The 1167-nt window shown below is 76.4% G+C and carries 1 pseudogene; it reads right to left on the reverse strand.

From position 1 onward, the window contains the following. Positions 1-1167, reverse strand: a pseudogene (locus F1599_RS25720) (hypothetical protein); the annotation flags it as partial.

The raw sequence follows: 1167 nt of genomic DNA on the forward strand, positions 1-1167 counted from the left end.
CGCGCTGTCGGCCGCCATCTGCTCGGCCTGCGCGGCGTCCAGGCGCACGCGCGCGGCCTGCAGCTGCTTGTCGAGCGCGCGCAGGTCCGCGTCGAGTTCGGCCGCGCTGCGCAGCTGCGCGTCGGCGTCGGCCAATTGCCGCGCGAACCAGTCGGCGCGCTGGTCGGCATCGACGGTCTCGACCTGCGCAGTGTGCCCGGCCTGCACGGCCTGGGCCCGCCAGGCTTGCACGGCCTGCCCGGCCTGCCCGGCCTGCGCGACTTGCCCGGCTTGCCCGGCCTGCCCGGCCTGCACGGCTTGCCCGGTCCGCGGCACCTGCCCCACGTCCACGCGCTGCGGGAGCTGCGCGGCCAGCGCATCGGCTTGCCACTCGCGTTCGGCGCGGTCGCGCTGCTGCCGTGCGGCGGCCAGGCGCGTGTCGAGCTGCGCCAGCGCTTCGTCGTGGCTGTGCGCCAGCGTGGCGGCGCTGCGTTCGTCGGCGTCGATCCGGGCCAGCGCCTGCTGGCAACGGCGGTACTCGCCCTCGAGCGCGCCCAGCGTGGCCTGCAGCGCCGCGCGCAGCGGCGAGTCGTCATGCGCGTACGGGTGTTCGCTGGCGCCGCACACCGGGCAGGGTTCGCCCGGCTCCAGCGTCTCGCGCAATTGCTCGACGCTCTGCTGGCACGCCGCGAGCGCGCGTTGCCAGGAGCGTTCCGCCTGCGTGGCGGCCTGCTGCGCGGCAGGCCGCGCGGCGCGGGCCGCATCGATGTCTTGCTGGCACTGCTGCCGTTGCGCCTGCAGCGTCTCGCGCTGCTGGATCAGCTCGGCCATCCGCGCTTCGGCCGCAAGCCGTTCGCGCCAGCGCGCCGCGGCCTGCTGCAGCGCGTCGCGATGCCGCTGCAATTCGACGGCGCGCGCCGCGATGGCATCGCGATCATGGCCGGCCAGCGCCTGCTGCGCCGTCGCGACCTGCCGCTGTGCGCCTTGCAGCGACTCGGCGGCGGAGGCGAGCCGCGCCTGTGCCTCGGACTGGTCGCGCCGGGCCGTGGCCAGCCGATCGGCCAATAGCGCGACCTCCTGCGTGGCGGCGACGTGCCGGCCGTGCCAATCGTCGGCCTGCGCGAACAGCGCCTCCCAGCGCGGCCATTGCGCGCCGAGCGCCTCGCGGCCGGCATGCCGCGCGAGCCA

The sequence above is a fragment of the Cupriavidus cauae genome (assembly GCF_008632125.1).
Lineage (GTDB): Bacteria > Pseudomonadota > Gammaproteobacteria > Burkholderiales > Burkholderiaceae > Cupriavidus > Cupriavidus cauae.